Genomic DNA, 24,680 nt, shown 5'->3' with positions numbered 1-24,680 from the left:
CTTTTGCTGATGATTTTTTTCTAAGTAGATTCTGAGTTTTCATCAATTATTAATAAATATTTTCAATCGATTCACGAAACTTAAACAATGAATTGAGTTAACCATGCAATATATTTTGCTCCTGGGATGAATAAAATTTGTGCAAGAAGTGTTCCTATTAATCGAGAAGTAACCATCATAATGGATGCACTTTTTAAGTCTACATAACTCCCCTTTTGGTTAATAACCTCATCTGCAAGTACGGAAAGTTTCGGATCAACAAAGATAATTAATAATATCGTGGCAAATCCGTTCACTAAACCTGATGCCATGACAGCTGTTGTTTCTCTTTCAGGTGCTAACATTGAAGCATATAAGGCTGATAAAACACCAATTGTATAAACTGCTGTGATGACAACATTCAATAAAAATAATTTTACTGGTATATCTCTCCAGCTCATATTTTTTAAGTAGGACCATCTTGGCAAATGCAAATGTTTTTTTGCCCGTTTTATGTATTCCAAACTAAACCCCTTTTTAATAAGCTTTGGAACATTGCCTCTCTCATTTGATAAATGAACAATTGCTCTTGAAAAGATAGCAATAAATGTAGGAAGCAATAACAAGCCAATCAGTGTACCAATAGTTGCTGAGCCTATCAAAATACGGTACTGACTTTCTACAAACGCGAATGCATTTTCTTTCGGCGCATTATCTATTAAACTCCCTGTAAACGGCTGCTGCATCATATTGGCCAGCCGCGCAACCATGACCATTAAGTTAAATAACGATAATGCAGAGGCTAATAACCTTACACGGGCACCTGATAAGCGAACAGAGTAGGCTAACGTTTCAATTGAATGAATAATTAATATAAAAAAAGCGATGATGAGTAGTTGCCAAGTGAAAAATTCCAATTACACTACCTTCTTTACGTTTATAGTTGTTAAATAATAAACGCTACCAAATAATAGAAAGTTGCAAATGAGCCGTCTGAAAAGAATTTTTGAGACGGCTCATTTGCGACGAGGATGGTGGCATGTTAATGCGACCACCGCAGGAGCAAAGCTTTTTTAAAATAACTTTCAAAAAGAAAAAGGTATCCCGAAAGTCTTTACTTTCAGAATACCCCTTATGATTATACTGCTATTGGTGCTTTAATAGATGGATGTGGATCATAACCTTCGATCGTTAAATCATCCATTGTTAAATCAAAAATAGATTTATCTTCTGCAATATGAAGTGTTGGTAATGCACGAGGCTCGCGTGAAAGCTGCTCATTCACTTGGTCAATATGATTACTATAAATGTGTGCATCTCCAAGAGTGTGGACAAATTCTCCAACTTCTAGACCGCACTCCTTCGCTATTAAATGCGTTAATAAAGCATAGGAAGCAATATTAAATGGAACGCCAAGGAATACATCAGCACTTCTTTGATACAGCTGACAAGAAAGCTTGCCATCCGCTACGTAAAATTGGAAAAACGAATGACACGGTGGTAACGCCATATTATCTACTTCTGCAGGATTCCAAGCTGTGACAATTAAACGACGAGAATCCGGATTATTTTTAATTTGTTCAATTACATTGGCAATTTGGTCAATCGTTTCCCCGTTAGCTGCTGGCCAAGAACGCCACTGTTTACCGTATACAGGACCTAATTCACCATACTTTTCTGCAAAAGTATCATCCTGTAATATATGCTTATTAAAAATTTGCATTTGCTCATCTACTACTTTAGCAAACTCTTCATCTTGTGCAGCGCGTAATCCAAAGTTACTCATATTTGGTCCGTTATAATCCTCAGAACTTACCCATTTATCAAATGCCCACTCATTCCAAATATAATTTCGGTCTTTTATTAATGTACGAACGTTCGTATCACCTTTTAAAAACCATAATAACTCCGTTGCGATTAAACGGAAAAATGTACGTTTTGTAGTCATTAATGGAAAACCTTCTTGTAAATTAAAACGCATTTGATAACCAAAGACGCTAGTAGTTCCTGTTCCTGTACGGTCTCCTTTTTCAAAACCATTTTTTAAAATATGCTGACATAATTGTAAATACTGCTCCATTTTCTACTTCCTCTCTAGCGAATATCTATATCATTATATAAAAAAAAGCCCGTTATTACGACAGGCTAAAGTTCACATTATTTGATGCTCACATATCGAAAAACATTCTATATATTTTGATTTACGACAGACCATCTATTATTTACATTTGAGATTTAATTTTATAATGATTGCGTCCATTACTTTTCACTTCATATAGCATTGTATCCGCCATACTCATTGCAATATCAATATCTGTTTGATTATGCGCCCATTGTGTCCAAGCACCGATACTAATTGTTACTTGGTTACTAACGGGTGATTTTTCATGTGGAATATTAAGTGCTTGAACATTTCCCATTAAATTTTTACAAAATGTTTCAACTTGTTCATCCGTCTCGTTGACAAGCAACGCAACAAATTCTTCCCCACCCCATCGAGCTATAAACACATCAAACCCTTGCCCTACTTCACGCAAAATATTACCAAACTTTTTTAAAATTACATCACCTTTTATATGCCCATAATAATCATTAAACTGTTTAAAATTATCAATATCAATTATCATTGTCGTTAATCGTATTGGTGCTTGTTTTGTAAGATTCTCTAAACTACTAATATAGCGAGTATATGCTAGTCGATTCGGTATATTAGTTAATGGATCGACAATAGCTAATTGTTCTAGATGACTAATAGCTTGTTGCAGCTCTTGTGCTAACTGTCTTGAAAGCTCCATTTCTTTTTTCATTTCTATCTGAGTAATAATGCTCGCTCTAAACGAATTGTAATTAGCAGATGATATCGTTAATCCAATTGCTGATAATACTAGTAAAAATAATATATGCATCAAGTAAAATTTATCTAAATCACGAAAAATTAATGTTATCGCTATTAAAAATCCAGTATTCGTAAAAATAATAAGTTGCATCTCTTTACGTGGTAATACAATAAAAGATAGACAAATTAATAGGATAAAAGGATAGACCATTTGGTGAAAATAATGAATTTGATCATAAAATGTAATAATGGCACCAAAAAAAAGCATGAAAAAAATAATAAATTTAATCAGTATCGGTCCTATTTGACGACGTTTACCTTGTAATTTCTCAAGCGGTGTTTTACACAATATTGCCGCACTTAGAAAAATTATTATTAGAAAGACATATGGGAATACATATATCCATAAACCATTATTTAAGTCATTGTCCCATTTTGTATATGCATATATATTCGTACATAAAATAAAACCTAGCAAAGGTAACATAAAGTAACTAATTAATTTTACTTTGTTACGATTATGTTCGAATAGTATCATTCTCAACTCATATGGGTCCATTTTACTCACCTCTTTTTAGGTTCCAATATAATTCTATTGTATTTAACAAATAAACTCTACTACATTGTCTTTAAATAATAAAAAAGACTCTTTTACGCAAGGTAAAAGAGTTCATATAACATTTAAATTGCATAACATCACGTTCTTTCCTCCATAGATATTTGAGGAAGGCTTAAAATTTTATTGCATTTTTGATTTAGTCTGTTTGTTTCGGCTGCTTAATTTAAATAACAGCCAATTTTCGATTTAAAGAATCAAATACATCGGATAAGAGGAGTAAAATGTTAAAGAACTTATCTTTCCATTCTTTCTGAACAGAAAAATGGTCTGGCTTGTATCCTTTTCTATCTACTAACAATCTGTAATGTCGACCTTCAGAAATGAACTGTTGACACACCGTTTCAAAACCATTAAACCAACCATTAACGTCCTCGGTTTTTATCTTACCAATCAGATGGGTAACGATTAAATCCCCATAAACTTCTGTGTTGATATTTTTTTCAATCAACGTTGGATCATCTCCCTTATTTTCTATTATGCGTAAATACTCTTTTAAATCAATACTTACCGTCAACCTCGCCGCTAATGACTCAATTCCTGTTTAATCTAGCTTAAATAGAAAAGCCTGTTTCCCCATAAATTTCTTTAATATCAGTAAAGCGAGCAGTACGTATCTCAAACATGATATAAAATTAAAAGCCCCCACAATTCTGCGGAAGGCTATTTATTATGCAACTCACCACTGAGAGTGCTTAAAGTTTATTAAATTTTTTGTATTTAACTGAAACAAGTACACACCATTATTATATTGCCATCAGGGTCTTTAAAAGAGAACTCCGCCAAATCAGGATGAGTAATAATCTCAGTTAATATCTCAGCACCAATTTTAGTGATATGATCAAATGCTGCGTCAATATCGGAAGCACTAAGGTTAAAGAGTGGCTGATTTGATGGAATAAATTTATAATCTTCATCAAAATAATGATTATCAAGGGTTATCCCAGGGCGATCGTTTCCCATATATAAAGTATAGATAGGACCAGTATGTACCCCCTTTGTTACTTCCAATCCAAGCAAATCACTGTACCATTTTATTGATCGTTCTAAATCCGACACATGAACAAAAATCGTATCAATCCTATTTTCAATTGGTTTAAACAAGTGAGCACCTCCATTGATTTAATACCAATTAATTCTATATAGCTATTGAACAATCCTGCTCGTAACTCTTGCTAACGTATACCCTAATTAGAAAGCGAGGTTATAATTAAAGTCCATTCCTCTAGCATTCCATGTAACTTTATAATCACGATTTTCCATTTTGCATTCCCCCTTTACTAATCATTTTGTTTCTAACGTACATTATTGAAATCTTATAATGGACTATTAACCATTTTCTTATTTGTAAAACTAAATCATTATTTAATAGACATATAACCTATCGAAATTCTTTTTCTAATCATATGTTAATAAAGTAAGGCTGCCTTACTAAATAGAAAAGGAGGTGCATATACAATGGCATCATTTGAAATTGGAGCGAGAAGTCTTTTCAATTTTCGAAACGAACGCTTTTTCCTATTAGTTGAAGATGAAATTACAATTCCAGATAAAGGTGTGGAGATTGATCCAGTTAATATCTATGAGATTGACCAACAAACTTTCAATTTCATCAGAGATGAAGGAGATACACCTGTGATTGTTCCATTATTTAAACTTCCTACTGTACCAACTGGATTTAAATTAGAACGAAAATGTATTTTTACAGTTAATAATTCATATTTTGTAATCTATGATTTAGAAAATGGAACAGATAACAATGTTCTATTAAGGATCGGTGCAGCTTTATTTAACTCATTGAGAAATTCTGGTGTTCGTGAATGCGTTCCTCAAAATTTCATTAACTAAATGTTATCGCTCTTTAAATGTAAGGGTAGAGAAAACAAGCGACCAATTTTATTGGCTGCTTGTTTTTTATTTTGAAGGTAATTATGCATAGTTAACACATCAAAATTAAACAACTTTACTATTTATCGACAAATACAAAGAAACCTATAATGATTTTCACTTTCCTCAACAATTTGTAACTTATGATAAAAATTGTGTTTAAATTAACAATATAGGCATTTCAGATGTACTTCTTTTCTTGTAGAAATGTTCTAATTCTTTTTGAATCAAAGTGTTAATCTTACTATCTTTTTTAAATTTTTTTGCATTTTCGTCTGCATTTACCCTGATGCACTCTACCTTTTCACTAATCGCATAGTCTCGAAGTCTGGCAATATAATAACTGGCAATTCCTTTTTTCTTAATGATTCATCGTGAACGTATAGTAACTCTAGCTCACACAAGATTCAGAGAGCAATTGTTGCATTTTGGAACTTCTTTTGAAAAAATGCATTGAAAACAAAACCTTTCCTGATCCCTGATCATAGAGACAAAACTTCACATCTTCACCTTCGCATTTATAGCCTTTTTCACTTGTATCCGTTAGCCCTTCATCATCAAATTTAAAGATAATTTTACTTTTGTTTGATTTAAGGTATTTAGGTAACCCCCAACTAATAATCTGATTTTCCATAGCTTTATTTTTAACCATTATTTCTTCATCGGTCATTTTTTGCTCTTTCATCTTACAACCTCTCTTCTCTTCTCTTCTCTTCTCTTCTCTTCTCTTCTCTTCTCTTCTCTTCTCTTCTCTTCTCTTCTCTTCTCTTCTCTTCTCTTCTCTAGCTTATTATGAGTTATTCAACATTTTGTAACTATTATTTACCATTAATTTATTTTGCTAACCGTCGGGGATTTTGTTTTTTATCCTCTGTATCTATCAGCGTCATAACCAACGTAGAACTAATAATTAATATATTCATCACCAAATATTTCCCCTGATTTTTAATGTCATTCAGCAGGACGAAAAAAGCACCCATATTATGGGTGCTTTTCGAAAGACAAAGTTTTCAACTAAGCTGGAATTGGGCATGCCTTTCCAGGAATACATGTTGGAGGTTTTGGATTTACTACGCAGCCGCAACCAGGATCAACCTTAGCGCTTGCGCCCGCACCAAATGATAAAGTTACAACCAGAAGAGCTGCAGTAGCCACTGACCATATTGTTTTTTTCTTTTTCATTAATACATTCACCCCTTTGTCCAATTTTTACATTACAATTACCATATTAGATATTATTTGTAAAAACCCTTTTATTTTTTCAGATATTTTTTTCTGAATTATTAATAGACGAATCGTTCACTCCAGATATTTAATAATCAAGCTAATGATTTATTGCATAATAAAAGCACTCAACCCTTTTCGTTTAGGTTAATTGCTGTTTCATTAAATATATGGAGTCGTAAACTTTTTGTGCTTTATAATACCGCAGCGAGTACAAGGCGCTAAGTTTTTAATCCTACTTTCAAAAGTAAAAATCACATATTTTATAATATCTACAAAACTTTTGAAAAGGAGTGAAACTATGAATAGGCAAAGAAAACTGGGTTTTTGTTATCCTGGTTATAGATACTGCGGACCAGGGTGTACTGGACCTGGGAAACCAACTAATTCAGTAGATGCGTGTTGTAAGTTACATGACGAATGTTATTCCCTAAATGGGAGAACACAGTATTGTGATGAAATGTTTTACTCTTGTTTGTCTCCAAAAATTAACAATTACAGCAAAACCGGAAGAGATGCCGCAATGTTCACCAACATTATTAAACTACGGAATAAATTCTTTTAACCTTTTGAATTATAATATAATGAACACGTATAATTTTGCTGACCTGTGCGTGGATGCCAGGTCTTTTTTTGTTGCTCCGAATTATTCGAATCCCTCAGCCCTACTAACGCAGCGGGGAAAAGGTTTCAAAGAGCATTTCCAGCCCTGTTAACGCAACTGGGAAAGAGTATGCTCTTGTAGCTAAATCACATCCAAGTGAAGTTGTTTATCGTTTTCTTCAAGTAGCTCTTGTCGAATTAATACTACAAAACGATCATTTATAATAAATACATGTACAAATTCACAAATTAACTTTAAAATCAGAATAATAAAACAATAAGGTGGTGTGTTTATGAAAAAGAAACTATCAAAATTGTTACTAGTATCATTACTCACTATATCTGTTGCAGCTCCCGTATCCGCTAACAAAGGTGAAGTGTCTGCACATTGCGTTTTTGGTGGCAACCTTTGTAGTTTAATCAAGTAAGAATCTTTAAAGATAGGAGTGATATCTCCTATCTTTTTTTTCGTGTCTAATTAAGCTGATTTGTTCTTTAGCACTTCATCCATAGTCACCTGAACCTTAGCAAATTCCGCCTCTGCCATCTCCCTGTCATGCTTCTTCATATAAACAGGACCCATACCTACATCCTGCGACTTCGAGAGCGTAGCGGCCTATTACAGCGTTCGCATAGTTTCATAGTTTCAACGCCTCCATCGAGTAAGAGCCCTCGACGTAAAACGGCACATTACCCTGCAAGTGAATTTTAAGATTATGTTGCTCACTATCACATCGGTAAAGATGCACTAGCTTGTCCATTACGCGCTTGGAATCTTCAAAGGTATATTTGTCACCCTCGAATGTAATTTGTTTACTAGGAACCGAATAGTGCTCATATATTGCTTCTCAATTTTGATATTCATGTTCATCTGTTGCTGCATTCATTGATTAAGCCTCCTTGTAGAGCGCTTGTTCTTTTGTTAACATTTAGAAAATAATTGTTGTATCATCAATATTAAAGGTGGTGATCTGCTTGGCTACGTATAAGCAAATACTTTGCGGTTTAAAACCTAAAATGTCTTCAAGAAGACACTCTCCAAATTCAAGAGTCCATCCATGTCCAGAATCAAAACAAAATGATATTAGAGAAACTTTTAAACACTTCAACATGATTTAGTTACTCAATAGTCTTCTAATGTGCGTTAATCCTATTAATAGTGAAAGGAATTATTTTATGAATCAATTGATCCAGTTTATCAGCTCAATACCAAGCTTGTAGGGAGTGCTATGACATCCCTTGACCTCCCTACAAGCTTGGGTTTTCTCAAGGGAGCTGATTTACATGAAAAATCGTACAAAATCATTTATTCGCCACCAAAGAGAGCGAATTATTCAAAAGAAATGGGATATCCTAAAAAATACTTATTTAACAGAAGAAGAACACATGCCTGTACCTGGTACCTTAAGTAAAGGAAAAATCCATTGTTCTTGTATGTGGTGCCGTTATGAGCAATATTTCGGTATTCCCAAAGCAAAATATAGAGCAAAATTAAAAGCAATGAAGGAGGAAATAGGCGATTATGTCTAATTCCTCTTTTTTATTCATTTCTTTTGACGGAATGTTGAAGAATCTAAAAAAATCAAAAAATGATGATTTTGGGGTACTTTTTGGAGTACACGTATTTTTCATCCCTCTCCCCTTAGAATGATGTCATTATTCAATAACTTAATCACCTTCCACAAACATTGATATATCAAGCTTTACAAAGAAAAAACACTCGTGTTTTTTACGAGTGTTTCAAAATTTTTATGACAACCATTTCGGTGGTGTGTTTTTTGACCAGTAAATGTCGCCTAAATTGTAATGCTTCACGAACGAATCTTCAAATGTGTGATAATGGAAATTGTAGTAAAAACCTTCATTTGGTCGATTTTCCGTACGCACGTGGAAACGAATTAAATCTACATTGCTATCGCTATCTTTAATATTAAATATTTTTTCTGAGTAATTGCCACTTGGATTTTCAGTAATTGTTAAACTTTGAATTTTCTCATCATCTACGCGTGCTAATGTCATTTCAATCGCCTCTTCCATTTTAGGGAAAATGCGTGTATCGAATTCATTACTTATTTTAGGCGCAATGCGTGTCCCAAATTTTATGTAAGATTGTGCTCTTGCAGCATCCTTCAAAGAATCAGCAACAGAATCCTGTTCCTCATATAATAAACTATCTAACTGAATAGCAGAGGAAATATCATTTGCGCTCGGTTCATGTGAACGATTTGTATTATTATTATCTTCAAGGCTATTCCAAATTTCATGATTCGGTGTAATAACACCAAATGTCAGAAGCGCAACAGAAATTACTAAACATTTTTGCATCCATTTCTTCATTGTTATCACCCTCACTTTATGTATAAATTTCGAACTACTATACCAATATATACGAATGATCGATTAAAAGGTTTCATCTTTCTACTATTCATTGTACAATAATATTGTAAATATGTGGGGTTTTAAAGGAGGTACAGTTTCATGGGTTCAATCGCAATAGGTATCGGCTTACTACTTATGCTAGGCTATTTAACATCACTATGCTTCACGGACTAATTTTTTTTTAGAGCTGCGCGAATATTGCGTAGCTTTTATTTTTGGTCATAAATTAGACAAGGGGCACCTCCGTTAAGAAGGTACCCCTTTAGTATTTAATAGGTAAATTACAAATAAATAGAATGTCTCAACCCGATCATCCGGGGAATTTATATTTATTAGAAGCCGAAGCTTTCTGTTTTAACCGCGGTAAAATTCCACTAAACTTTCTAGCTTAAGCAACATAGTCCCTACCTGCTACTATGTCCTTGCAGCCCCAAAGCTTGCGCCAGTGTGAATAAGCATCTTCAAAAATCACTAGCAGAATGCCAATTTATTTATAATGCTACCTAAAATAACATAAGATTATTATAGCATAGGTTATGATAAAAGTAAAATTATTGCTTTCATTGAGCTTTACTAGTAAAAATAGCCAACCTAAAGTTACAACTTTAAATTGGCTATACTAATTTATTTTTCGATTACTCCATAGTGAAACTTCGCTGTTAAACGAATATCACGCTTAAAGCCGAAATTTTCAAATGCTGCAGATTTATAATGACCTTTATATACAACTCGTTTTTTCGCTACTCTAAGTGCCTCATTAACCCACTCGTCAGTCAGTGAAGTATGCTCACCCGCTAGTCTTAGCGCCTCAAAATTATTTGATTCCTCGATCACTTCTTCAAACATCGGATCCATGTAAACGACATCAAACGAATTGTCTCCCTGCTGCTGTAGATAAGTTACTGCATCAGCGTGCACAACTTCGATTTGGCGCATGCAAGACGTAAGTGGCAAGTCGGTAGTATCATATGTTTGCATACCACGTGCTACTATAAATGCGATATTTTCATTTAGCTCGATGCCAACAACATGGCCCATCTCCCCTACTGCAAACGCTGCAAGAATACTATCTGAACCGATGCCGAGTGTGCAATCTAGAAAGGAATTTCCTGCTTCAAGCTGGCATGCCTCAAGCATTGGGTCTACCTCACCGCGCGCAACTCGTTTCAAACGAAATGCCGCTGAGTTCGGATGAAAAAAGAAAGGCGCCTCTGCACCTTTCGCATAATATTCGTATCTGTTTTTCCCAGCTACAATAACGTTTGCATCTAGCTCTCTACTAATAGCAGCAACCGAGCGCTTATTACGAGGAACAAAGTCAATATGTAACGACTCACATGCTTTTTTAGCTAATGCCTCTGACAAAGCATCTGGCCTTCCTGCTGTTGTTACAATTGTTAGCTCTCGCATACTTGTTTTAAAACGTCAGCAATATGGTCACGAATTTGTTCTTTTGGAAACCCTTCGATGTTTTCACGAGGAATAAAGTACGCGAGCTGACCATCTTTTAAAATTGCCATTGATGGTGAACTTGGTGGCACTTCATCAAAAAATGCACGCATTGTTGCTGTTGCTTCTTGATCTTGCCCAGCAAAAACTGTTACTAATTGATCAGGCTTAACTTCTGTAATCGCCTCAATTGCTGCTGGACGTGCTAAACCTGCCGCACAGCCACAAACAGAATTAATAACAACAAGCGCTGTTCCTTTTTGCTCTGCCATAAATTCATTTACTGCATCGGCAGTCGTTAATTCCATAAAACCAGCGTCAACAAGCTCCTGACGCATCGGCATCGTCACTTGTCGCATATATTCTTCGTAAGCATTCATGTTTTCATCCTCTTTCATATATATTCACAAACGTTATTATAACAAGGTTTTTTGTGGTTGTACAAAGATTGGATTTTATATAATTTGCGATGTCAAGAGCACTCATATCCTTTCACGTTTGATTAATTCATCCACGCTAAATTTCCTTTCTGCATAAAAAAACTTTCCCCCTATTATTTGGGTACATAGTTTATAATTTATATGGGACGAAATAGTTGAGATATCATCTCCATTACAAAATTAGTGATTTAAAAAGAATCGAAAATATATTTTATATTTATTAAATTAAGAGAATACTGTTCTGACGAAAAATCTTTACATAAATGCCCTATCATCGAAACTATAATGGATGAAAAAAGGTAGTAGAATATTTATAGAATAGAATATAATAATAAAGGCGTGAGAATTATGGAAGATTGTTGTAATAGTAATCTTAAAGAAACAAAAGTTGAACATAGTGGCAATTGTCCATTTTGTAGAAATAAGGCTAAAATTGTAAAGTTGATTACACTAAAATCATTACTCAAACCTTCAGCATTAGAAACTTTAAATGCTGAAGCAACTCACTATTTTTGTTCATCTAAAGAGTGTGATGTAGTTTATTTTGATACAATTAATAAAAAGTATCTTATATCTGACATAAAGGTATCTGTTCATCAAAAAAATGACTCAACAACTACCCCTATTTGCTACTGCTTTGATTGGACAAAAGAGAAAATTGAGAACTATGTAAAACGAGAACTTGGCCCTAAACCTATTGAACAAATCCGAGAAAATATAAAAGAAAACAGATGTGGATGTGAAGTAAATAATCCACAAGGAAGTTGCTGTTTAGGGAATGTTACTAAGTTTATAAAAAGCCTTTCATAAATAAAAAACATCATTTTCCTACGAGAAAATGATGTTTTTTACGTTCAGAGAGCTAGTAATTCATTAGAAGGTAAAATCAGTGCAATCAATAATGTACTTGCAATTTTTACAATTCACAAAATTCGCAATAACTCCTAAAAACTAACAAAAAGACATTTTCCTCTTACAAAAAAGACAAAGAGGTGTATAATAGTAAACGTTTTACAAATAAAGAGAGAAGAAGGGGATTTTTTATGAAGAAAAAACTATTTTTATTAACAGCGTCTAGTATACTAGCACTAAGTTTGGCAGCTTGTTCAGAAGACGCGAAAGAACCTGAACAACCATCAAATGTCGCATCAGCAGAAACACTAATCGCACTTTCTGGTGATACTGTTTCAAAAAATAGCGGCTGTGTATTAGCAAGTCAATTTGCGCCTGGCGACGACATTATTTTCCGAATGAATGCTATTAACCCTGCTACTAAAGAGCAATTAAAAGATGCCGTGTTAAAAGTACACCTATCTACAGGTGAAGTATTAGATATGAAATATGCTCAACATATTGAAGACTTTTTCTGGACAATTAAGTACACAATTACAGATGAAACACCAAAAGGTCAATTGGATTATTATGTAACTGCAGAATATAAAGGCCAACATGCAGAATACCGTCCATTTAATGTGGCACCATCACTTATTACAATTGTAGATGGAAATGATGCTCCTGTTGAAAAAGAGACAGTAGAAGAAGATGTAGATTTATCAAAAATAACACCAACACAAAAATTTGAATTATTCGCTCGTAACTTCACATTTACAAATAGTAAAGGCGAAGATGTATTCTACGTTAAAGCTGGAGAAGAAGTAACGATTGATTATAAAAATGAAGAAGGTATGCACGGCTTTGATATTCAAGGTTTAGATGTTTCAGTAACTGAGCCAGGAATCGTGAAATTCACACCGAAAGAAGCAGGAGAATACCCAATCGTTTGTAACGTTTTCTGTGGCGCTGATCATGAGATTATGAAATCAAAACTTATTGTAATTCAGTAAAAGGTGGATAAAACATGCGAAAAAGTTTTAAAGGAATGGCACTTAGTTTGGCAGCCATCTTTCTATTAAGTGCTTGTTCCGAGGAAATTAGTGAATCAAAAAAAACAGACATTCCTGAAGCAAGTGCTACTACACAAGAAGAAAATATTATCGTAAAAGACAATATTGAGCTATCAAATATTCGAGGTGAAATTGGCGAAAAAGTAGATTTCACAGTTAAGGATTTAACACCCAACGAAGCAACAGAGCTTGTTTGGATTGCGGTTGATGGTAAATATTTAATCGAGGATTTATATGTTGTAAATGGTGCGGACTATACTGAAAGTGAGATTATTCTTGCAGAAGGTACTGCTGATGCAGATGGTAAGTTTACAGGTTCATTTGAAGTACCAGATGGCTTCGGTTGGGATCATACCGTACGAGTAAAACAAAAAAATCAAATAATTGGACAAACTAACTACACAGTTGTACCAGTATTTGAAATCTTCCCAAAATCTGGCCCAATCGGTACAGAAATTACAATCAAAGCAAAAGGCATTGGTTGGAGCACGTATATGCGTAACTGGCAAGTAACATATGACAATAAATATACGGGTATTATGTCTGCTGTTTCAACAAATGGTAGTGCAGAAGGTGTTATTCGCGCAGCAGGTACACCTGGTGACCATGTCATAAGTATTCGTACTGGTTACTTAGGTATGCCATATATTAATCAAACGCAATCACCGCGTAAAAACAAACCAACGCCGGACTTGGTCTTTACGATTACTGATGAAGCACCTGTTAACATTGAAAACCGCGTGGAAGAAATTCCTGTCGCAGCTGATGGTGGGGTCGAGATGCCAGAACTCACTTCAAAAGATAATGTTAAAGTTGGTTTAAACATCGAAGAAGGTGTCGTTGGCGAACCGGTAACATTAACAGCAACCGGCCTACCGAAAGATGCAGAAGTTGAGCTAATTTGGAACACAATGGTTGGTAGCCGTGTAAGCGGTCTTGGTTTTGAAGGGCAATTCGAAACGTTAGACACAGTTAAAACAGATGTAAACGGTCAGCTAAAATATGACTTTACTGTCCCAGATGATTTAGGTGGTATCCCGCACCGACTTGATGTAAAAGTAGGCGACGATATATATGGTCAAGCTTATTTACGCATCTTGCCATCAATCGTGGATTTCTCACCAAAATCAGGACCAGTTGGTACAAAAATCAAAGTTATAATTAAAGGCGGAGGTTGGACTGAGTTTGACAACGCCTACTACATGACATACGACAATGCTTATATTGGATATATGTGTTCGTTTAACAGCCAAGGAACTTTGGAGTATGAAATGGTTGCAACTGGTGAACCAGGTTTACATTTAATCGACTTATATCCTGGTATTTACCGCTGGGCACAAACTGATACCGATCCAACTTTGATTCCGCAACTTGCGTACAAAATGGATCACCCGGGCTCAGCAATGCCTGCCGTCCGTTTAGCATTTGAAATTACGAAATAAAGATGTTAGCCCGCTCTCCGTAAATTGAAGAGCGGGCTTTTATCTCGTTATATCGAAAAACAATTCCACAACGCCAGCTAAAATAGCAATTGAAATTAATAAAGCACTAAGAAATCACCCTACGGATTACCTTCAGTTAATAATACTACAAGTAATTACGAAAATAGTTCTGTTCAATTCATTAAATAATGAGTTATTGTAAAATTCAAACAGCATTTCATTTAGTGTTTAGTGTTGTTATTCCAACTTTTAAATAAAAATGTACTATTAATTGGATGAATACCCCCCCTATTTAATACACCAATACATATTATAGGTACAGAAAGGAGGGATTTTATGGGATACTCCGGAAATTATGATTACTGCGGTGGTGGCGGTGGCTATGGCGGTGGCTATGGTTCAACATTCGTTTTAATCGTTGTATTATTTATTCTTCTAATTATTGTAGGCGCCACTTTCATGAGATACTAACATTTTCTTTATGAAAAGGCTAAGGAAAATTTCCTTAGCCTTTTCACTTGGTTTATTTGTCACTTTTGCAAGAACAACCCTTTTTCGCATGGCAATACTCTTTATCTTTTTTGCATTTCAATGAGTTCTGAAATCGTTACAAATTTATAGCCTTGTTTTTGCAGCTCAGGTATGATTTCTTCCAGAGCCTTAACGGTTTGTGCACGATTGCCGCCTCCATCATGGAATAGAACTACATTTCCTGGCTTCGTCCCTTTTAACACTGTATTGACTATTTTTTTTACACCTGGATTTTTCCAATCTTGTGTATCTTGGTGCCAAGACCACATAACTACCTTTAACTTTTCTTTTACAATGGCATCAATCATCGCATCAGTGTATTGTCCTTCAACTGGTCGAAATAAAACCGGTGAGTAACCGGTAATGCTAAAAATCGTGTCATTTGTCTGTTTTAGTTCCTTTACTAACTGCGGTACAGTCACTTTAAAAGGATGTGTATACGTGTGATTTGCTAATTCATGTCCATCATCATACATTCGTAAAACGATTTCAGGATTTTTTTCTGCATTTTCACCGACAATAAAAAAAGTTGCCTTGACTTCAAATTGCGCTAATAAATCTAAAATTTCCGTTGTGTATTTTCGATGTGGACCGTCATCAAACGTTATGGCAATAATCTTTTCTTCTGTTTTAATATCCCATAATATATGTCCTGCTTCTTCATAGTACTTTCTCCCTTTATCCGCTGAAGGGCTGTCATTTACATAGAAAAAGGAAATCACTACAATGCACAACGACAATAAAAAAAGATGAATTTTTTTCAAGTTTTCACATCCTACATACGAAATATTTTGTACCTTATTATTTGTTGATCTAAATAAAAAATGCGTTCACATCACATAATAAATAATGGCATGAAAAGTGGTGTATAAAAATGAGGAAACAATTCGTGAATAAGTATTCATCTTCATTCCAATTCAAAAATTTACGCAATATAATATTGGGAAATAAAGAAAAACACAAGAAAATCAGTAATTGCATAAGATGGAATAAATTAATTTTTTTTTGGAGGATAAGCGGATGCACAATAACAAAGACTTAGGTCCGAGTCATCAATTCTCTAAATCTGAAAATCAAGGCGCCAAATTATCGGCTATCGCTGCTGCCATTTTGGCACTCGGTTATGCCCTAGAGACAGTTTCAGCAACACTTGAATTAGAAGAAGCGAAAAACAACCATGATAAACATGATATGAAAAATATGCAAAAACAAATTGATTATTTAAATAATGAATTGAGGCACCTTAAAAGAAAGATGAGATAAAGGATTTGGAGATTATTTTTTGCTCTTTAGATGATGACCTAAAAAATCAAAAAAGAGGATACGCTTTGAAGGCTGTATCCTCGCTATATTATTTTTTTATTCAATATGAGATATTGCTAAAGTTTGCGCTAATGTAGTACCACCATCAACATTTTCATAATTGTATGCACCTAAAGGTAATCCCCAAACATCAACAAAATCACCTTCTAATATATCAGTTGAAAAATATCCAATTGCATAAATCGCATTGAAATCCATATCTTCGATTAAAATGATAGAAATAGGTGTTCCGTCTTCTAGCGTGTCTTCTTCAATTTGTATCACATCACCAGCTAGGTTAACCATTTTGTCTAAATAAGGTGTAACGTTTTTATTTAAATGTTTAGATGTAACCTCATCATCAGCAAGTTTCATCACTTTGTCAATCGCAGCATCTGTCATTGCTGGGAATAACTCCGGATTTTCATTTATGTAGTTAAATGATACATCACTGACTGTCACTATTTCTTCTGTTAATAATGGAACTTGTTCTAAGTAATTTTGCGCATTATTATCTACATCTTCAGCAGCCGCTTTTTCTGCTGCCTCTTTTTCCGCTGCTGCTTTTTCTGCTGCTGCTTTTTCTGCTGCTTCTTTCTCGGCTTTTTCCTTTTCTGCTTTTTCAGCCGCTTCTTTTTCTGCAGCTTCTTTTTCTGCTTTTTCCTTCTCAGCAGCTGATTCGTCATTTTGCGCTGCTTGAGATTTGTTTACATCTCCGCTTCCCTCATCAGCCCCACAAGCTGCAGTCATAAGTGCTAATGAAGCAAAAATAGCCATTAAAAAACGTTTTCTCATTACTAATCCTCCTAAAATTTCCTTTAACAAACCTAATATACCAATATAAGTAAAATTATTATACCATAGATTTTTGACTTCCTTCAAATTATTCTAGTATTTACTAACTATTTTAATTATCTCCTAATTTTATTATATGTTAACTATTTAACAATACAATTTAATATAATACTAATTGTTATATTATTAGAATCCTCAGTATACTGTAAGGTATATAACCTTTAATCCTTTATAATGGAATAGTTTTTTATAAAAAATTGCTAAATAAAGAATAATATTTTCTCTTTATTAAGATAGAAAAAAATACCTATGAAGATACGACTTATGTAAGCAATTATACTAAGTGAAAATATCTGAAAATGAAAAAATGCAACTGATTGCATATTTCCAAACAGTTGCACTTGCTTTTCCCCTATTCTAGAACACTAATTAATTCAATGGCACTTCCCATTTCTCATCTATTTCTTCAAAACGTGTAACAGCTATTAAGTGTAATGTAAGTTCTTCTGGCAGTTTATTTATGTCATATGTTGTAAAACTCATTTCCGAAAGATAACGACCATTCTCATCCTGCTCATCAAATGTAGCACCGCTATAATTTACATCATGAACTTGCCCGTTTGAATCTACTACTACCCATTTCAGTAAATTCGCTGCTTGAGCTTCACGGCTCCCTTTCATATCAATTTGGATTGTATCCTTCTCCTTATTGGCAGCTGTGAACGTATAGTAATTCCCTTCATAATCAAAGGAAACAGGGTGCTTCTCCAATTGCTTTGGCTTGATTGTAATAGCAAAATCGGCTGGTACAGTTTTTATCAATCCGTCTAATACAAATGTTAAATCAGTTACCTGTTGTTGCGGGATAAAGGCATCAGTTTTTGCAATATGCCCAAGCTCTCCTATCGGTCGCCCAGTGCCTTCCAAAAAATTAGAAGATAGTACACTTCCTTGAAAGTAGTAGCTTTCATACAGTTTTTCTTGTCCGCTTTTTATATGATAAGCAAGATCTGCGCCATAAATTTTAAACATATCGAAAAATTCTTGACCGAATTTTTCCTCCAATAAACGAATTTCTCTTTCTATTTTTTGGCGTTCACCATCTGTATATAAAGTTTCATAATATAAATCGCTTGAAGAAGGTGCCAATTCCAATTTATTGAGTCGAATTTGAACACCTTGCACAGTTGTTTGTTCATTTAATGCAATCTTTGTCGTTAATGAATTATGGTCATTCGTATTTACAGGCACATCAAGCAGCCAATTCCCCTTAACACCATTTAGTTCCTTTATGTCAAAATGAATCGTTAAATTTTCATGTACGTCTAGTTTGCGCAACGAGAATTCGATTAACCCGTAATCATTACCATTTGTCCAACCCATATTCAAATCTTCCAATTCATTACCGTTTTCATTTATTACTTTTACAACATTTAAAATATCAGGTAGCGCTAAGTAAGTATCTTGCGCGATCCCTTTGTTATTAAGTACTTGATAAGACAGTGCAATACGTGATGAATCGACTACTATATCTTCTACTTTAAGAGTGAGTCCTTGGTCTGTTACTTGCAAATCTATTCGCTCTCCAATGCCCATCTCGTTCGCCATTTGCAAACCTTTATCTACGTCTTCTGTAGTAAATAGACCTCCTATAAACTGAGCAAAGCTTGGACTAATTGATGACGTTATACCAATTGCTAAAACTATGCCTGCCGCAAAAATTAGCACATGTTTTAGTTTCTTTGTTTGCTTCATTTTAACTACAGGTTGATATTCATCTAGCTGCGTTAACACATTATCAGCGAAATCATCTGGCAATGTAGGCGCCTGCAAAGTCTCTATAATAAATTGCTGTTCCCCTTGAAACAACTCAATGACTGCTTGACACGATGTACAAGTTTTAACATGTGCTGCAACATCTTTGTATTCCTTGTCTGTTAATACATCATCAACGAATTGTGATAGTTTATCTGCCTTCGGACAATACATTAAATTCGCCTCCTTGTTGTTCGATCGTTATTCGCATCTTTTTCTTAGCGCGATGCAGTTTATTGCGCACATCTGATAACGGTATATTTAACATGTCGCTAATTTCGTTATAACTCAGCTCATTTGCATACTTCAGTAAAATAATGATGCGTTCATCCTCTGGCAATTGCGAAATAAGCTTTTCTAACTGTCTACTTTTCTCTTTTTTTAAGAAAATAACTTCAGGATGACTTTCGTTAATCATTTTCTCTTCATTAATTTCAACTTGCTTCATTTGGTAACTCTTTGTGCGAAACACATCCATACAATGATTGATTGCCACTTTATATAGCCAACTCGAAAATGCCCCTTTTTGATCATATTTATCCAACTGCTTGTAAACTTTAATAAATGCTTCCTGTACTAAATCCTTTGCCGTTTCTGGATTTTTTGTCATTCGTAAAATCGTTGCATATAGTGGATTTTTATAATGATTAATAATCTGTGCATAAGCCTGCTTGTTCCCAGCTAACACTTGCTCGATTATCTTTTGCTCATCGTCCATATTGACCTCCTATCTAAACGTCCATGCGCATGTGCCGTTTTCTTCCTTCACTTATCATAACGGGTTTAGGTGGAAAATAATTTCAAAAAAAAGAAAAAAACATCTTACTTCAATGAAATAAGATGTTTGATAATATTATTCAATAGATTCGACTGAGTCTTTTTCTTTCTCTGGAGGAATTATATTTAATGCATCCGCCGGTTGAAAATCTTCTTCTTCGTCAAGATCACGAAGTTCTACTTCTTCATCGTTGATTGTCAGCATTTTTACATCCATACCTAAAGATTGAAGCTCTTTAATTAATACTTTGAATGATTCTGGAACACCTGGCTCTGGAACACTTTCACCTTTAACGATCGCTTCATATGTTTTCACACGACCGACAACATCATCTGATTTTACAGTTAAAATCTCTTGTAATGTGTACGCAGCACCGTATGCTTCAAGGGCCCATACTTCCATCTCACCGAAACGTTGTCCACCTAATTGTGCTTTACCTCCAAGTGGTTGTTGGGTAACAAGTGAATATGGCCCAGTTGAACGGGCGTGGAATTTATCGTCTACCATATGCGCTAGTTTACTCATATAAAGGATGCCAACTGTAATATTTTGATCAAATGGTTCTCCAGTACGGCCATCATATAATATCGTTTTACCATCTACACTTAATCCAGCTTCATCTAGGAAAAGGGATACATCTTTATTCGTCGCACCACTAAAAGAACTTGTGATTACAGGAGTATTTAATTTAGCAGCAGCATAGCCTAAATGTGTTTCATATAGCTGCCCAATTAACATCCGTGAAGTAATTCCAATCGGATTTAAAATTACATCAATAGGTGTCCCATCAGGCATAAACGGCATATCCTCTTGCGGCAATATAACGGAAACAACCCCTTTATTGCCATGTCGAGTCGTTAACTTATCGCCTACTTTTAATGGACGTTTTTTTATTATGTAGACACGTACTAATTGATTAACGCCAGGTGGTAATTCATCTCCGTCTTCACGGTTGAATAGTTTTACATCTAAAACAATACCACCAGCGTCGTGAGGTACACGTAATGAAGTATCACGTACTTCGCGTGCTTTCTCACCGAAAATAGCATGTAATAAGCGTTCTTCAGTCGTAGTTTCTGTAATCCCTTTAGGCGTTACTTTTCCAACTAAAACATCGCCTTCAAAAACTTCCGCACCAATACGGATAATTCCCCGGTCGTCTAAATTGCGAAGTGCTTGTTCTGGAACATCTGGAATGTTATTTGTAATTTCTTCAAGTCCAAGCTTAGTTTCGCGACATTCTAATACGTATTCTTCAATATGTGTAGTCGTAAAGATTTCTTCAGTTATTAGCCTTTCACTAATTATGACTGCATTTTCAAAATTAAAACCTTCCCAACTCATATAAGCAACCATAACATTTTTTCCAAGTGCTAATTGACCATTATACACCGAGCCTTCATTAACAAGAATATCTCCTGGTCGAACCCTATTCCCTATTTTGACTATCGGAATTTGGTATTTAGTCGTCCCTTGATTTGTTCTTTTATAGTTTTGTAAACGGTATTTTGTTAAATCACTTTTTACTTCTTTACCATCAATATTTTCAATGCGACGTACGTGGATTGAACGAGCTTCGATGTGCTCAACAATTCCATCATATTTGGCCACTACTGTATTACTATTTTTGGCTATTATTTGCTCTATCCCTGTTGCGACAAGAGGAGCTTCTGACTTTAGTAAGGGCAATGCTTGGCGCATCATATTAGCTCCCATTAACGCTCTTGTGCTATCCGTTGAATTCAAGAATGGTATAAGTGCACTACTTATAGATAGAATTTGATTTTCAGATAAATCCACATAATCAATGTGATGGCGACTTAACTCTTTGAATTGTCCTGCAATCCGGCATATCACCATATCTTTAGTTAACATACTGTCTGTATTTAATAAAGAGTTCGCTTGTGCAATTACGTAGTTATCTTCCTCATCTGCTGTTAAATAGTCGATATGATCTGTTACTTGACCCGTTTCAGGATTTACTCGACGATATGGTGTTTCGATAAAGCCGAATTTATTCACTTTCGCAAACGATGAAAGCGAGTTGATCAAACCGATGTTTGGTCCCTCAGGCGTTTCAATCGGACAAATACGACCGTAGTGAGAATAGTGAACATCTCTTACTTCCATTCCTGCACGTTCACTTGTTAACCCTCCTGGACCTAATGCAGTTAGACGTCGTTTGTGCGTTAACTCTGCAAGTGGGTTTGTTTGGTCCAGGAATTGCGATAATTGAGAGCTACCAAAGAACTCTTTAATTGATGCAATAACAGGACGGATATTAATTAATTGCTGTGGCACAATTGCCGCAGTATCATTTATTGCCATACGCTCACGTACTACACGCTCCATGCTAGATAAACCGAGACGGAATTGGTCTTGTAATAACTCACCAACTGAACGTAAACGACGATTACCTAAATGATCAATATCATCTGTATTACCAACGCCATATAGTAAGTTGAAGAAGTATGAGACAGAAGCAATTACATCAGCTGGTGTAATGGTCTTCACTTCTTCATCAATGTAGGCGTTTGAGATTACATTAATTTCTTTTTTTGCTTCATTATTTAGAGCATAAATCTTAATTGATTGTACAGTAATGTCTTCTTCTAATACACCACCAACTTGTGTTAACGTACGGAAACCGATGCCATTTTCTAAATAAGGAATAATCTTATCTAGATTACGACGATCAAGAACTGTACCTTTTTCAACTAAAATTCCGCCTGTTTCTGGGTCAGCAAGCGTTTCTGCAAGCGTTTGGTTGAATAAACGATTTTTAATATGAAGCTTTTTATTCATTTTATAACGACCAACATTCGCTAAATCGTAGCGTTTTGCATCGAAGAAACGAGAATACAATAAGCTTTTCGCACTTTCAACTGTTGGTGGCTCATCTGGGCGTAAACGCTCATAGATTTCAAGAAGCGCTTTTTCAGTGCTTTCTGTGTTATCTTTTTCAAGCGTATTGCGAAGGTATTCATTGTCTCCGATAATGTCGATGATTTCTTGATCTGAACCGAAACCTAAAGCACGTAATAAAACAGTTACAGGAAGTTTACGTGTGCGGTCGATACGAACATAGACAACATCCTTTGCATCTATTTCATACTCAAGCCACGCACCACGGTTTGGAATTATTGTAGCGCTAAAGCCTTTTTTACCGTTTTTGTCAGTTTTATCATGGAAGTAAACACTTGGTGAACGAACTAACTGTGAAACGATAACGCGTTCGATACCGCTAATAATAAATGTGCCCGTTTCCAACATTAATGGGAAATCACCCATGAAGACGTCTTGCTCTTTTACTTCATCTGTTTCTTTGTTGTGAAGACGTACTTTTACGCGTAATGGCGCAGCATAAGTTACGTCACGTTCTTTACATTCATCAACATCATACTTAGGTTCTCCCAAAAAATAATCGACGAACTCAAGTGAAAGATTGCCTGCAAAATCTTCAATTGAAGAAATGTCGTGGAACATCTCGCGCAATCCTTCTGTAAGGAACCACTCATAAGAAGCTGTTTGAATCTCGTTTAAGCTTGGCAATTCTACTTCTGGTGTGCCAAACTGTCTTCTATGTGGATTGTTTAAAGCTATATTACAATTTATAATACTAGGCTTTTCGCATGCAGTATGACCAAGTTCCTTTAGTTTTTCACGACGGTTTTTATGTATAGCATAAGCAAATATTTGCCGTTCGATATCCTCATTTCGTTGTGAAAGAGAATCTGACTCATTTGCAAAATCATCTAACTCAATATTCATTGTTCTAGCCAATACATTATTCTGACCTTCTATCTTAGATTGAATGTCAAAGTCTTCAGGCTGATTTATGCCTGTTGCTAAAATAACGTTTGAATCGTTTTGTTGGAAAGTGCCAGTTTCAAATATTGTTGCTGCAAATTGTTGTTGTGATTCTTCTATATCTGAGTACCCTTGTACAAATTCAATTGTATTCACAATACTTGGAGTTTCTTCAATATCTAGCTGTTGATTTAGAGCAGATAATTGCTCGTAAAGCTCTTCAATATGTTGAGTTGCTTGTTCTTTTTCAGAAACTAACTTTATGTGATTTTTTTCCACTTGGTCAAATTTGAATGCTAGTTCTTGATTTTCTTTTTTTACTTCTTCAAAAATACTCATCAATTCCTGATTTTTTTGTTGTAAAGCGACATTTTGCTGTAATAATTCATTTGAATGATACTTTTCATTTTGTAGTTCTTCCTTGGCAACTTCTAATTTTTCGTTGCTCTGTTTTAAATCTTCATTTGTTTGAACTAGCTTTTCACGTATAGAGAATAAATCTTCGGAAATTACAGTATTGCTCGCACCCAACTCCTGTAACTCAATATTCTGCTCTTTTAATGTTTGCACCTGCTCATATAATGCTTTAGAAGTATACGCAAGTTTCGTATTTGTTGATTGTAAAGAAGTATAATTAACTTCTAATTTCGTATGCTGATTTTCTAATTCAGTAAATTGTTTTTGCAATAATTTTAGTTGGATCTCAAATGTTTGATCTTCTGAAAAATTCCCCATTTTTTCAAGTCACACCCTCTATGCTGTATGACTATTAGCATAGCTTATTTTCCAAAAACGTACAATTGATTATTGATAAAGGGATAATATTATTACACTACAAATTATTAGTAATTTACGGACTAATTTCTATGTATAACATATAGCAAACTGCA

Annotated in this window: 22 protein-coding genes and 1 pseudogene; 9 read left to right on the top strand and 14 right to left on the bottom strand. The window is 34.8% G+C overall.

Annotated features, from left to right (window positions below; translation table 11 throughout):
* Positions 1–80: 80 nt before the first annotated feature.
* The 5 genes and pseudogenes from AAFN87_RS14830 to AAFN87_RS14810 all read right to left on the bottom strand — a co-directional run bounded on the left by AAFN87_RS14830 (position 81) and on the right by AAFN87_RS14810 (position 4,535).
* The gene (locus tag AAFN87_RS14830; protein ID WP_347791848.1) at positions 81–896 is read right to left on the bottom strand and encodes a lipid II flippase Amj family protein; all 816 of its coding nucleotides are present in this window, start codon (positions 894–896) and stop codon (positions 81–83) included.
* Between the two features lie 221 nt (positions 897–1,117).
* Positions 1,118–2,059 carry a thymidylate synthase gene (locus tag AAFN87_RS14825; protein WP_347791847.1) on the bottom strand — a complete coding sequence of 314 codons (942 nt, stop codon included), beginning with the start codon at positions 2,057–2,059 and terminating at the stop codon, positions 1,118–1,120.
* 142 nt (positions 2,060–2,201) lie between these two features.
* A complete protein-coding gene (locus AAFN87_RS14820; RefSeq protein ID WP_347791846.1) occupies positions 2,202–3,374 on the bottom strand; it encodes a GGDEF domain-containing protein in 1,173 nt (390 codons plus the stop codon).
* Between the two features lie 271 nt (positions 3,375–3,645).
* Positions 3,646–3,969, bottom strand: a pseudogene (locus AAFN87_RS14815) (STAS/SEC14 domain-containing protein); the annotation flags it as partial.
* Between the two features lie 182 nt (positions 3,970–4,151).
* Positions 4,152–4,535 carry a VOC family protein gene (locus tag AAFN87_RS14810; protein WP_347791845.1) on the bottom strand — a complete coding sequence of 128 codons (384 nt, stop codon included), beginning with the start codon at positions 4,533–4,535 and terminating at the stop codon, positions 4,152–4,154.
* A gap of 354 nt (positions 4,536–4,889) precedes the next feature.
* Between AAFN87_RS14810 and AAFN87_RS14805 the strand changes: the two genes are divergently transcribed.
* Complete coding sequence (locus tag AAFN87_RS14805; protein ID WP_347791844.1) at positions 4,890–5,279, top strand: spore coat protein; 390 nt, start codon at positions 4,890–4,892, stop codon at positions 5,277–5,279.
* 430 nt (positions 5,280–5,709) lie between these two features.
* On the opposite strand, the gene AAFN87_RS14800 is transcribed toward AAFN87_RS14805, so the two are convergent.
* Entirely contained in the window at positions 5,710–6,003 is a 294-nt protein-coding gene (locus tag AAFN87_RS14800; RefSeq protein ID WP_347791843.1) for a hypothetical protein, read from the bottom strand.
* 840 nt (positions 6,004–6,843) lie between these two features.
* On the opposite strand from AAFN87_RS14800, the gene AAFN87_RS14795 reads away from it, so the two are divergent.
* From AAFN87_RS14795 to AAFN87_RS14785, 3 genes are all read left to right on the top strand, one after another.
* Complete coding sequence (locus AAFN87_RS14795; RefSeq protein ID WP_347791842.1) at positions 6,844–7,107, top strand: Parvovirus coat protein VP1-like protein; 264 nt, start codon at positions 6,844–6,846, stop codon at positions 7,105–7,107.
* Between the two features lie 331 nt (positions 7,108–7,438).
* On the top strand, positions 7,439–7,573 hold the full coding sequence (locus AAFN87_RS14790; RefSeq protein ID WP_347791841.1) for a hypothetical protein: 135 nt from the start codon (positions 7,439–7,441) through the stop codon (positions 7,571–7,573).
* A gap of 856 nt (positions 7,574–8,429) precedes the next feature.
* Positions 8,430–8,675: a hypothetical protein gene (locus AAFN87_RS14785; protein WP_347791840.1), complete on the top strand. Its 246-nt coding sequence runs from the start codon at positions 8,430–8,432 to the stop codon at positions 8,673–8,675.
* Positions 8,676–8,894: 219 nt separating this feature from the next.
* Here AAFN87_RS14785 and AAFN87_RS14780 read toward each other — a convergent pair whose 3' ends face one another.
* From AAFN87_RS14780 to AAFN87_RS14770, 3 genes are all read right to left on the bottom strand, one after another.
* A complete protein-coding gene (locus tag AAFN87_RS14780) occupies positions 8,895–9,482 on the bottom strand; it encodes a YpjP family protein (protein ID WP_347791839.1) in 588 nt (195 codons plus the stop codon).
* A gap of 666 nt (positions 9,483–10,148) precedes the next feature.
* Positions 10,149–10,934, bottom strand: a complete 786-nt coding sequence (locus AAFN87_RS14775; protein WP_347791838.1) for a class I SAM-dependent methyltransferase — start codon at positions 10,932–10,934, stop codon at positions 10,149–10,151.
* On the bottom strand, positions 10,922–11,353 hold the full coding sequence (locus AAFN87_RS14770; RefSeq protein ID WP_347791837.1) for a BrxA/BrxB family bacilliredoxin: 432 nt from the start codon (positions 11,351–11,353) through the stop codon (positions 10,922–10,924). Before AAFN87_RS14770 ends, AAFN87_RS14775 begins: the two co-directional genes overlap by 13 nt.
* Before the next feature lie 408 nt (positions 11,354–11,761).
* Between AAFN87_RS14770 and AAFN87_RS14765 the strand changes: the two genes are divergently transcribed.
* The 4 genes from AAFN87_RS14765 (at position 11,762) to AAFN87_RS14750 (ending at position 15,230) form a co-directional block, all read left to right on the top strand.
* Positions 11,762–12,223: a putative iron-sulfur cluster-binding metallochaperone gene (locus AAFN87_RS14765; protein WP_347791836.1), complete on the top strand. Its 462-nt coding sequence runs from the start codon at positions 11,762–11,764 to the stop codon at positions 12,221–12,223.
* Between the two features lie 233 nt (positions 12,224–12,456).
* Entirely contained in the window at positions 12,457–13,257 is an 801-nt protein-coding gene (locus AAFN87_RS14760) for a cupredoxin domain-containing protein (protein WP_347791835.1), read from the top strand.
* A gap of 14 nt (positions 13,258–13,271) precedes the next feature.
* The gene (locus AAFN87_RS14755; protein ID WP_347791834.1) at positions 13,272–14,759 is read left to right on the top strand and encodes a hypothetical protein; all 1,488 of its coding nucleotides are present in this window, start codon (positions 13,272–13,274) and stop codon (positions 14,757–14,759) included.
* A gap of 336 nt (positions 14,760–15,095) precedes the next feature.
* Positions 15,096–15,230, top strand: coding sequence for a YjcZ family sporulation protein (locus tag AAFN87_RS14750; protein ID WP_347791833.1), 135 nt, complete (start codon positions 15,096–15,098; stop codon positions 15,228–15,230).
* 101 nt (positions 15,231–15,331) lie between these two features.
* Here AAFN87_RS14750 and AAFN87_RS14745 read toward each other — a convergent pair whose 3' ends face one another.
* Positions 15,332–16,054 (bottom strand): polysaccharide deacetylase family protein, encoded by a 723-nt coding sequence (locus tag AAFN87_RS14745; RefSeq protein WP_347791832.1) that lies wholly within the window; start codon positions 16,052–16,054, stop codon positions 15,332–15,334.
* A gap of 256 nt (positions 16,055–16,310) precedes the next feature.
* On the opposite strand from AAFN87_RS14745, the gene AAFN87_RS14740 reads away from it, so the two are divergent.
* Positions 16,311–16,553, top strand: coding sequence for a hypothetical protein (locus AAFN87_RS14740; protein ID WP_347791831.1), 243 nt, complete (start codon positions 16,311–16,313; stop codon positions 16,551–16,553).
* Between the two features lie 96 nt (positions 16,554–16,649).
* On the opposite strand, the gene AAFN87_RS14735 is transcribed toward AAFN87_RS14740, so the two are convergent.
* The 4 genes from AAFN87_RS14735 to rpoB all read right to left on the bottom strand — a co-directional run bounded on the left by AAFN87_RS14735 (position 16,650) and on the right by rpoB (position 24,525).
* Entirely contained in the window at positions 16,650–17,387 is a 738-nt protein-coding gene (locus AAFN87_RS14735; protein ID WP_347791830.1) for a hypothetical protein, read from the bottom strand.
* Between the two features lie 429 nt (positions 17,388–17,816).
* A complete protein-coding gene (locus AAFN87_RS14730; RefSeq protein WP_347791829.1) occupies positions 17,817–19,376 on the bottom strand; it encodes a DUF4179 domain-containing protein in 1,560 nt (519 codons plus the stop codon).
* Entirely contained in the window at positions 19,354–19,920 is a 567-nt protein-coding gene (locus AAFN87_RS14725; RefSeq protein ID WP_347791828.1) for an RNA polymerase sigma factor, read from the bottom strand. Before AAFN87_RS14725 ends, AAFN87_RS14730 begins: the two co-directional genes overlap by 23 nt.
* Before the next feature lie 135 nt (positions 19,921–20,055).
* The gene (rpoB, locus tag AAFN87_RS14720; RefSeq protein ID WP_481886481.1) at positions 20,056–24,525 is read right to left on the bottom strand and encodes a DNA-directed RNA polymerase subunit beta; all 4,470 of its coding nucleotides are present in this window, start codon (positions 24,523–24,525) and stop codon (positions 20,056–20,058) included.
* Between the last annotated feature and the right edge of the window lie 155 nt (positions 24,526–24,680).

Origin of the sequence: Solibacillus sp. CAU 1738 (genome assembly GCF_039888725.1) — a bacterium.
Taxonomy (GTDB): Bacteria; Bacillota; Bacilli; order Bacillales_A; family Planococcaceae; genus Metasolibacillus.
This window is presented reverse-complemented; position numbering and strand designations above follow the sequence as displayed.

Bases quoted from the DNA above. Each gene is read 5' to 3' on its own strand.
- AAFN87_RS14750 (WP_347791833.1), top strand. From the start codon at position 15,096: ATGGGATACTCCGGAAATTATGATTACTGCGGTGGTGGCGGTGGCTAT.
- AAFN87_RS14735 (WP_347791830.1), bottom strand. From the start codon at position 17,387: ATGAGAAAACGTTTTTTAATGGCTATTTTTGCTTCATTAGCACTTATG.
- AAFN87_RS14725 (WP_347791828.1), bottom strand. From the start codon at position 19,920: ATGGACGATGAGCAAAAGATAATCGAGCAAGTGTTAGCTGGGAACAAG.
- AAFN87_RS14730 (WP_347791829.1), bottom strand. From the start codon at position 19,376: ATGTATTGTCCGAAGGCAGATAAACTATCACAATTCGTTGATGATGTA.
- AAFN87_RS14795 (WP_347791842.1), top strand. From the start codon at position 6,844: ATGAATAGGCAAAGAAAACTGGGTTTTTGTTATCCTGGTTATAGATAC.
- AAFN87_RS14790 (WP_347791841.1), top strand. From the start codon at position 7,439: ATGAAAAAGAAACTATCAAAATTGTTACTAGTATCATTACTCACTATA.
- AAFN87_RS14775 (WP_347791838.1), bottom strand. From the start codon at position 10,934: ATGCGAGAGCTAACAATTGTAACAACAGCAGGAAGGCCAGATGCTTTG.
- AAFN87_RS14825 (WP_347791847.1), bottom strand. From the start codon at position 2,059: ATGGAGCAGTATTTACAATTATGTCAGCATATTTTAAAAAATGGTTTT.
- AAFN87_RS14805 (WP_347791844.1), top strand. From the start codon at position 4,890: ATGGCATCATTTGAAATTGGAGCGAGAAGTCTTTTCAATTTTCGAAAC.
- AAFN87_RS14770 (WP_347791837.1), bottom strand. From the start codon at position 11,353: ATGAATGCTTACGAAGAATATATGCGACAAGTGACGATGCCGATGCGT.
- AAFN87_RS14800 (WP_347791843.1), bottom strand. From the start codon at position 6,003: ATGAAAGAGCAAAAAATGACCGATGAAGAAATAATGGTTAAAAATAAA.
- rpoB (WP_481886481.1), bottom strand. From the start codon at position 24,525: ATGGGGAATTTTTCAGAAGATCAAACATTTGAGATCCAACTAAAATTA.
- AAFN87_RS14780 (WP_347791839.1), bottom strand. From the start codon at position 9,482: ATGAAGAAATGGATGCAAAAATGTTTAGTAATTTCTGTTGCGCTTCTG.
- AAFN87_RS14760 (WP_347791835.1), top strand. From the start codon at position 12,457: ATGAAGAAAAAACTATTTTTATTAACAGCGTCTAGTATACTAGCACTA.
- AAFN87_RS14765 (WP_347791836.1), top strand. From the start codon at position 11,762: ATGGAAGATTGTTGTAATAGTAATCTTAAAGAAACAAAAGTTGAACAT.
- AAFN87_RS14820 (WP_347791846.1), bottom strand. From the start codon at position 3,374: ATGGACCCATATGAGTTGAGAATGATACTATTCGAACATAATCGTAAC.
- AAFN87_RS14785 (WP_347791840.1), top strand. From the start codon at position 8,430: ATGAAAAATCGTACAAAATCATTTATTCGCCACCAAAGAGAGCGAATT.
- AAFN87_RS14755 (WP_347791834.1), top strand. From the start codon at position 13,272: ATGCGAAAAAGTTTTAAAGGAATGGCACTTAGTTTGGCAGCCATCTTT.
- AAFN87_RS14740 (WP_347791831.1), top strand. From the start codon at position 16,311: ATGCACAATAACAAAGACTTAGGTCCGAGTCATCAATTCTCTAAATCT.